This is a genomic window from Ruegeria sp. C6, from assembly GCF_056537625.1.
Genome location: NZ_JBQFRW010000011.1, coordinates 20,595 through 27,781 on the forward strand (window position 1 = coordinate 20,595; position 7,187 = coordinate 27,781).

A 7,187-nucleotide genomic window follows, 5' to 3' on the forward strand; every position below is an offset into this window, starting at 1 on the left:
CTGTGTCCGACCACTTCATAAGGACTAACATAATGAAATCGCAAGCGAATGATCCTCGCTTCCCGGTCTTCATCGCCGATGAGGGCCTCAACTTCAAAAAGCATGTTTTCGATGACCCCAAGGTTCTCGGTCGCCAGTTGATCGAAGCTGTCGGCGGACATCCTGTTGATGAGCATGTGGCAATCGCCATTTTGCCAAATGGGGACTTCGAAGACATTCGTCTCGACGAAAGCTATGACCTGCGCGGTCGTGGTGCAGAGAAGGTCCTGGTCGCGCGGACGGACCGTGTCTTCAAGTTCAAGATCGACGACAAGGATCTTGAATGGCCGCGCGCGTGCATCAGCGGATTTGTTCTGCGCAAGCTTGCGGACCTGCCGGCGAACTATAATCTCTGGCAGGAAATCCCGGGCCAGCAGGACCGCAAGATTGCTGACAGCGATGTCATCAATCTCGATGCCAAGGGTGTGGAGCGGTTTATCTCGCTCATCGATCAGACCACGGAGGGGGACACCCTTCCGTCGTTTGATCAGATTTTTCTGGTGGACCACGGCTATCAGTTCGACGTCGTTCAGGAAGGCCGTGAGACCGGCATCATCCTGAAGTCGCTCGACCTGCCGGAAGGCAAATTCAATGTCGAGGCCGCCGACATCCTTGTACTCCTGCCCGCCGGGTATCCCGATTGCGCGCCTGACATGTTTTATGCCTCTCCGCATTTGACGCTGGCGTGCGGTCAGGTCCCGAAAGCTTGCACGGTCCAGCACACTTATGCAGGTCGTGTTTGGCAGCGTTGGTCGCGCCACAACAATGCCTGGCGGCCCGGGATTGATGGATTGCGCACGATGGTGGCGCGGATCAAAACTGCGCTCGCCGAGGCGCGGCCATGAAGAGCCCGTTGGATATCGTTCTGGCTGGTCCGCACGAAGCCGGTATCCGGTCCCTGCTCGCGCAGGGCGCCGGTGCCGAGCGTTCCGCCTACATGCTTTTTGGGACGGCGACGATTAAGAAAGACCCCTGGACGGACTCTGCTCGCACACGGCTCATTTCGCATGCTTTCATCGACCTCGATGATGACGACGTGGTCTCAGCCTCCGAACGCCACGTGACATGGCAAACCGATAGCTTCATGCGATTGCTTGGGCGCGCCAAGTCCGATGGCCTAGTTCCCGCCATCGTTCATACCCATCCAAAGGGCCGGGCCCGTTTTTCCAAACAAGATGATCGGAACGAGGCGGAACTTGCGCGGACCGCCCTGATCAAGGGTGCACCCGGGCTGATCAGCGTTTTGATTGCGAACGGCGGCGAGATTGCCGTGAGGATTTGGCGCACGGCCGACAAGCCAACGGCCATCACGCGCATCCTTCACACAGGACCGCGTCTGACACTCACCGCGGAGAGCGGCAGCGAGCTGGGCTTCCTGGACCGTCAAACCCGACTTTTCGGCGATCAGGCCAATGCAATGATCACGCAGTTTCGCTGCGGCATTTCCGGAGGGGGCGCTACGGGAAGCACAGTGTTGCCTTTGCTGATGCGTCTTGGCGTGCGCGAGGCGGTCCTCTTCGAAAAGGACCATGCTGAAGATACAAATCTCAACAGGCTCCACGGCGCACGACAGGAGGATGTTGATGCTCTTCGAGCCAAGGCCGACATTCACGCGCGGACAGTTGCAGAGGCCGATCTTGGCATGTCGTTGGTAACCATCGATGCCTGGGCCGGTGAGCCATGCACATGGGACGCATTGAAGTCTTGTGATGTGATTTTCTGTTGCACGGATGATCACGCCGGTCGGCTCTTTCTGAACCGCTTCGCCCGTTTCTATGGCATTGCGGTCATCGATGTCGGTCTCGCAATGCAGCGTCGCGATGCTCAGTCGTTCGATCTGTTTGCCCGGGTTACCACCCTTGTGCCCGGACACCCCTGTCTGCTTTGCGGCGGGTTCATCAACCCGCAACGCGCGCGCGAGGAAGCCATGCAGCGAACTGATCCGGAGGCTTATGAAAAACTGAAAGAGGAAGCCTATCTGCTTGGTGAGGGTGACCCCTCCCCTGCCGTTGTGACCTTCACGACAGAGGCGGGTGCCATGGCGGTCAATGAATGGCTGACCGGTATCACCGGATTTGCCGGAGCAAACGGAATGGCACCGACGCGGATGCGCCGGTTTCACGCGCGCGATGAACGTTTTCTTGAGATTTCGCCGCGCCCGGGTTGCCCGTGTTGTGATGCAACTGAAACGCTGGGCCGGGGGGACATGACACCCTTTCTGGACATGGTGACGTGAGATGAAAAAGCTATTGGCAAACCTGCTTCGGCAGCTTGGAGTGCTGAGGTATGACTATCTGGTGAGCAGACAGGACGCCTTTCCGCAATCGCCTGAAACAGAACCGGACGAGTTAATCCTGGTCGAGAGCGGCGCGATCCAAAAATGGGCCTGTCTCTCCTGCCCTGGCGGCTGCGGCGAGAGGATCGCTTTGTCTCTCAACCCAGATCTCCGACCTCGCTGGAGCATTAGGACAGATTTCTGGCAGAGACCCACACTCCACCCGTCGGTGCATCAGCAAAATGTCTGTGGATGCCACTTCTGGGTCAAAAAGGGTCAGGTTCATTGGTGCAAGGGTGGGCGGCCGCAATCACCGAACAAGAGAATGGAATGACACAAATGGTTTGCGAGCGAATAAAGCGATCGGGGTATCGCGGTACACGGCCCGCACAGGTGGGGGCGTATCGATGCGTTTCGCTTTAGACGAGGGCAAACGAGTTGAAGCCACCCCAGGCGCCAAAGGCAAATGCCCAGGATGTGGTGCAGAACTCATCGCACGATGCGGAACCAAGAAAGTTTGGCACTGGGCCCATAAAGGTCAGCGGCATTGCGACCACTGGTGGGAAAACGAAACGCAGTGGCATCGGGACTGGAAGAACCACTTCCCGTCTGATTGGCAGGAGATCCCAGCTCGAGATGAAGCGGGTGAACTTCATATCGCAGACATCAAGACGCCAAAGGGTTTGGTTGTCGAGTTTCAGCACTCTTACATCAAGCCGACAGAGGCCCGTAAGAGAACGGAATTTCACAATCCGATGTTCTGGGTTGTCGATGGAACTAGGCGAAAGACGGATCCCGTGCAGTTTCAAACAGCACTGAAAGACGGCTTAGAACATCCAACGAAGGATGGGCTTGTTCAACAGATTTGGGTCTATGATTCACGGCTGATCAAAGAATGGGTTCACGTCGGAGTAATCGTTGCATTCGATTTTGGCAAAGACACAGTTTGGATCCTCCGTCGAATTAAGAACGATTGGGTATATGGATTTGAGTACCCGAAACTCAAACTGGTCGAGCATATCTCTGAAAGCAGGCCCATCCCCGATGTGTTATTTGGCCAGCCTGAACGTCGGACAGCAAGATACCGTCGCCGTCGGGCCAGATTTTGACTAATAAGGCGGCTTCTTAGCGGCTGATTGTCTGGTGCCTGAAGCGATTCCTAGATTGGCTTCTCAATGTCAGCTTTTAGGTTGTGAGGTTAGTCATTCCGCACGTGCAGCGAATGGCGACTCTCCGCCCTTGGCGCCGGAATCTTCCATTTATCCCGGGTATTCCGATGGGTTTCCACGTGGCGCTGTGTTTTTAATAATGTGTTATTTTCAGCGCTATAGACGCTTTAAATATGTACTTTTCAAAGAGATTCTCTTGCCTTTTCTTTGAAATCATATGATTTCGGGCATCATGAACGCTGGAAGATCGCAAAATTTGAAGAAAGTTCTCGACTCAGTGCCCGCGGGATATCTCGTCGATGCCAACTGGCTCACAGCCCATGGCATAGCCTACGAAACCTTTCGCGACTATGTAAAACGGGGCTGGCTCGAACGCGTTCACCGCGGCGTTTTCCGCCGACCTGTTCCCAATCCGCCAGCATCAAACACCGTTGACTGGAAGGCATGCCTGATCTCGATGCAACATATCATGGGCTATGATATTCATGTCGGCGGCAAAACCGCTCTCTCACAACAGGGCTACGACCACTACCTGCGTTTGGCCAATAACGCCCCCGTCTGGATCTATGGCTACAAAATACCCAACTGGCTCACGAAGCTGTCACTCAATGCACCTATAGAAACGCGCAATACGTCGCTGTTCGCTGACCAGGAACTTGGCGTTACAAATGACGACATAAAATCTGAAAACTCCCTCCCGTGGGACTGGCAACTGCGCATGTCGGCCCCCGAACGGGCTGTCATGGAAGCCATGGACGAATTGCCGGACCATGAGAGTTTTCACAACCTCGACATGGTGTTCGAGGGCTTGACGACGCTACGACCTAAGTTGCTCTCAGCGCTCTTGCTGAGCTGCAAGAAAATAAAGGTCAGGCGCCTCTTCTTCGTTTTTGCGGATCGCCACAATCACCCCTGGCGCAAAAGACTTGATGCTGACGCCTTCAACCTCGGGACGGGGGATCGAGCATTGGTCGAAGGGGGTCGGATACATCCGCGATATCGCATCATGGTACCCGAAGAGTTCGTCACGACAGGGGCAGAAAATGGCGCGTAGGAATTATGAATCCCAGGTAGCCCTTCTCGTGCGTGTATTGCCTTACGTCGCGAAGGAAGAGATATTCGCGCTCAAGGGCGGGACAGCAATCAACCTCTTCTATCGCGATCTACCGCGACTGTCGGTTGATATCGACCTGACATATCTGCCGATCAAAGAGCGTGAACAGAGCCTCGCCGAGATCAACGAAGCCATGGATCGTATCGCTAAGTCGATCGAAAAGGGTATCGGCGGGGCGAAGGCTCAAAGAATAAAAGGAGGTGGGGGCGGCGCCACCCGTGTGCTTGCGCGTCTGGAAGGTGCAGAAGTCAAAATCGAGACCTCGCCTGTCACACGCGGCGTTGTTCATGACCCCGAAACCCGGGCGGTCTCCGACGCCGTAGCAGACGCGTTTGGCTATGCAGAAATGCAGATCGTCTCATTCGAAGATTTGTTCGGCGGTAAGCTCCACGCAGCCGTGGATCGCCAGCATCCACGCGATCTTTATGATGTAAAGCTGCTCTACGAACACGAAGGACTGACGGATGATCTGTTCCGGACTTTCTTGATCTACATCGCCTGTTCGGCACGCCCGGCACACGAATTGCTGAATCCCAACTTGATCGCCCTAGATCAACCTTATGTGCGTGAGTTCGAGGGCATGACTAAGTCAGCCGTCGGTCTGGATGACCTACTGACTACGCGCAACCAACTGATTGCGGATATCCAATCTCGCTTCGACAAACCCACCAGACAATTCTTGCTCAGTCTGCAGGATGGCGTGCCGGATTTCGCCGAAATAGATCGACCGCAAGCCGCCAATCTTCCCGCCGTGCGTTGGAAGCTTCTCAATCTGGAGCGCCTGATCCGGGACAACCCGAAAAAGCACGTCGAGCAAAGGGAAGAACTCGAGAAACTCCTAGGTCGCCTCTTCGACTGATTTAAATTCAGAGTCCGACAAATTGAAAGCGCGGGGACATTTCCGCGCCGCTTACCCGCCCTTCGTGCCGTGTTTCAGCTCGCTACCCGTCCCGATCTAGCATTAACCAATATCGCGTGTATCGGAGTTCACCTGTTCGGGTCAGAGCCCCCTTCTCTACCAGGTCTTGCAGATCCCGCGTTGCCGTGGCGCGCGATGTTCCGGTGATCGAAATATAGTTTTCCGCACTCAATCCCCCTTTAAACCCATCCGGTCCAGCTTTGAACAAACGTGAGATTACTTTGCTTTGCCGGGCGTTGAACTGATTACGATACCGGTCATAGAAATGCGTCTTGGATATGAAGAAGCCAACGTGCTCAAGAGTCACCTGCTGGGCTATAAGGACGGTCTCGGCAAACCAGACGAGCCATGGCGTGACGTCCAGCGTTTTTTGATGGCGTTCGAGTTGGTCGTAGTAAGCCTTCCGCTCTCGCTCGATCGTGAAAGCAAGTGCAATCAGGCTTGGCTGACCAATGTTTTGCGCCAGGGACTTTTCAGCCAGCGCCCTGCCCAACCGGCCATTACCGTCTTCAAAGGGGTGAATGCTCTCAAAATGCAGATGGCTCAATCCGGCCCGGATCAGTGCGCGCAACGGTTCGGGACCATCCGGTGCGGTCCGGTTGAACCAGGTTACGAACTGGTCCATTTCTCCCGGAACCTGATGTGAAGGCGGGGCTTCGAAATGCACCGTTGGGCGGTCGAGCCTGCCCGAGACGATTTGCATCGCATCCTCATGGCTCCGGTATGCTCCAATCGTTTCCAGACGCCTTTCATAGGACAGGAGCATGTCATGCCACCGAAATAGGGTGCGATGTGATAGCGGCTCCGAGTAGGTGGAGTAAACATCCACCATCATTTCAGAAACCCCCTGCTCGCGCGGTTTGGACGGATAACTGTCGGGAGCCAGCCCAAGATGCCGACGTAAGGAAGATTGCACGCTGAGCCGGTCCAGCATCTCGCCCTCAATCGCGCTGGTCTTCATCGCTTCTTCGCTTAGCAGGTCGATACGCAATTGATCTAGATCCGATGTGTTCACATGATGAACCGCTCCAAGAACTTCCCCTGAGGACAACAGGAACTGTTGCTCATATGGTTCGAGTCTTGCGACATCGTAACGAAAGGTCGGCCAGTCAGGGTTCTGCCAGTTCCACATCGTGAGGTATAAGATTCCTTTCTATAGCTCACTATTTATGGGTATGTGATTTATAGAGGTCAATCCTATAGCTCACCTTTTTCAACCCTTTCGATCCAATCATCGGTTGGGCGTATAATCTGAATACGTAAATCTTGTCCTGTTTCCTCAATTTTAAGCAGCATTGGAAGTCCGCGATAGCATTGCCTTTGGGGACAGTTCTCCCTTTTCGATCTTAGCCAGTAATGAAATCAGGTAAGCCCCTGGAGACTGTATGTTCTCAGCACGTTGAAAGATGTATCCGAGAACAATGAAGCGAATAGCTGGGCCAAACGTCGATTTCATTGCATACCAGGTTTGGTCAAGCCGTAGATACTCCGCGATTTCATCCATAAGCCGATCACAGTGGTGCTGATCTTTTGCAAAGCGTAGTTCTGAGCATAGCCGTGGAAAACTGCGCTCCATTTGGTCTGGAGAAACCTGAATCTGAGAAAGTTTTTCTTTCTTAACTTCCGGATTCAAAGAGTCATCTTTGTGCCCCTCAATTTCACTGTCACTGC

7 protein-coding genes and 1 pseudogene are annotated in these 7,187 nt (G+C 54.4%); 6 read left to right on the forward strand and 2 right to left on the reverse strand.

The window, feature by feature from the left end; all coding sequences use genetic code 11:
• The first annotated feature begins 32 nt into the window (after positions 1–32).
• The 6 genes from ACR0MJ_RS20200 (at position 33) to ACR0MJ_RS20225 (ending at position 5,456) form a co-directional block, all read left to right on the forward strand.
• Positions 33–884, forward strand: a complete 852-nt coding sequence (locus tag ACR0MJ_RS20200; protein ID WP_170683922.1) for a multiubiquitin domain-containing protein — start codon at positions 33–35, stop codon at positions 882–884.
• Entirely contained in the window at positions 881–2,275 is a 1,395-nt protein-coding gene (locus ACR0MJ_RS20205; protein WP_170683920.1) for a ThiF family adenylyltransferase, read from the forward strand. Before ACR0MJ_RS20200 ends, ACR0MJ_RS20205 begins: the two co-directional genes overlap by 4 nt.
• A 1-nt stretch (position 2,276) precedes the next feature.
• The gene (locus tag ACR0MJ_RS20210) at positions 2,277–2,648 is read left to right on the forward strand and encodes a ubiquitination-like system serine protease family protein (protein WP_480762369.1); all 372 of its coding nucleotides are present in this window, start codon (positions 2,277–2,279) and stop codon (positions 2,646–2,648) included.
• 73 nt (positions 2,649–2,721) lie between these two features.
• Entirely contained in the window at positions 2,722–3,423 is a 702-nt protein-coding gene (locus ACR0MJ_RS20215; RefSeq protein WP_170683918.1) for a competence protein CoiA family protein, read from the forward strand.
• A gap of 292 nt (positions 3,424–3,715) precedes the next feature.
• Positions 3,716–4,537 carry a type IV toxin-antitoxin system AbiEi family antitoxin domain-containing protein gene (locus ACR0MJ_RS20220; protein ID WP_170514492.1) on the forward strand — a complete coding sequence of 274 codons (822 nt, stop codon included), beginning with the start codon at positions 3,716–3,718 and terminating at the stop codon, positions 4,535–4,537.
• On the forward strand, positions 4,527–5,456 hold the full coding sequence (locus ACR0MJ_RS20225; protein ID WP_170683916.1) for a nucleotidyl transferase AbiEii/AbiGii toxin family protein: 930 nt from the start codon (positions 4,527–4,529) through the stop codon (positions 5,454–5,456). Before ACR0MJ_RS20220 ends, ACR0MJ_RS20225 begins: the two co-directional genes overlap by 11 nt.
• An 82-nt stretch (positions 5,457–5,538) precedes the next feature.
• On the opposite strand, the gene ACR0MJ_RS20230 is transcribed toward ACR0MJ_RS20225, so the two are convergent.
• Together ACR0MJ_RS20230 and ACR0MJ_RS20235 are read right to left on the reverse strand one after the other, a co-directional pair.
• Positions 5,539–6,648 (reverse strand): Fic family protein, encoded by a 1,110-nt coding sequence (locus tag ACR0MJ_RS20230; RefSeq protein ID WP_170683914.1) that lies wholly within the window; start codon positions 6,646–6,648, stop codon positions 5,539–5,541.
• Between the two features lie 153 nt (positions 6,649–6,801).
• Positions 6,802–7,187 (reverse strand): annotated as a pseudogene (locus ACR0MJ_RS20235) (helix-turn-helix domain-containing protein); the annotation flags it as partial.

Excerpts from the sequence above, each read along its gene's own strand:
- ACR0MJ_RS20200 (WP_170683922.1), top strand. The coding sequence starts at position 33 with ATGAAATCGCAAGCGAATGATCCTCGCTTCCCGGTCTTCATCGCCGAT.
- ACR0MJ_RS20205 (WP_170683920.1), top strand. The coding sequence starts at position 881 with ATGAAGAGCCCGTTGGATATCGTTCTGGCTGGTCCGCACGAAGCCGGT.
- ACR0MJ_RS20210 (WP_480762369.1), top strand. The coding sequence starts at position 2,277 with ATGAAAAAGCTATTGGCAAACCTGCTTCGGCAGCTTGGAGTGCTGAGG.
- ACR0MJ_RS20215 (WP_170683918.1), top strand. The coding sequence starts at position 2,722 with ATGCGTTTCGCTTTAGACGAGGGCAAACGAGTTGAAGCCACCCCAGGC.
- ACR0MJ_RS20220 (WP_170514492.1), top strand. The coding sequence starts at position 3,716 with ATGAACGCTGGAAGATCGCAAAATTTGAAGAAAGTTCTCGACTCAGTG.
- ACR0MJ_RS20225 (WP_170683916.1), top strand. The coding sequence starts at position 4,527 with ATGGCGCGTAGGAATTATGAATCCCAGGTAGCCCTTCTCGTGCGTGTA.
- ACR0MJ_RS20230 (WP_170683914.1), bottom strand. The coding sequence starts at position 6,648 with ATGTGGAACTGGCAGAACCCTGACTGGCCGACCTTTCGTTACGATGTC.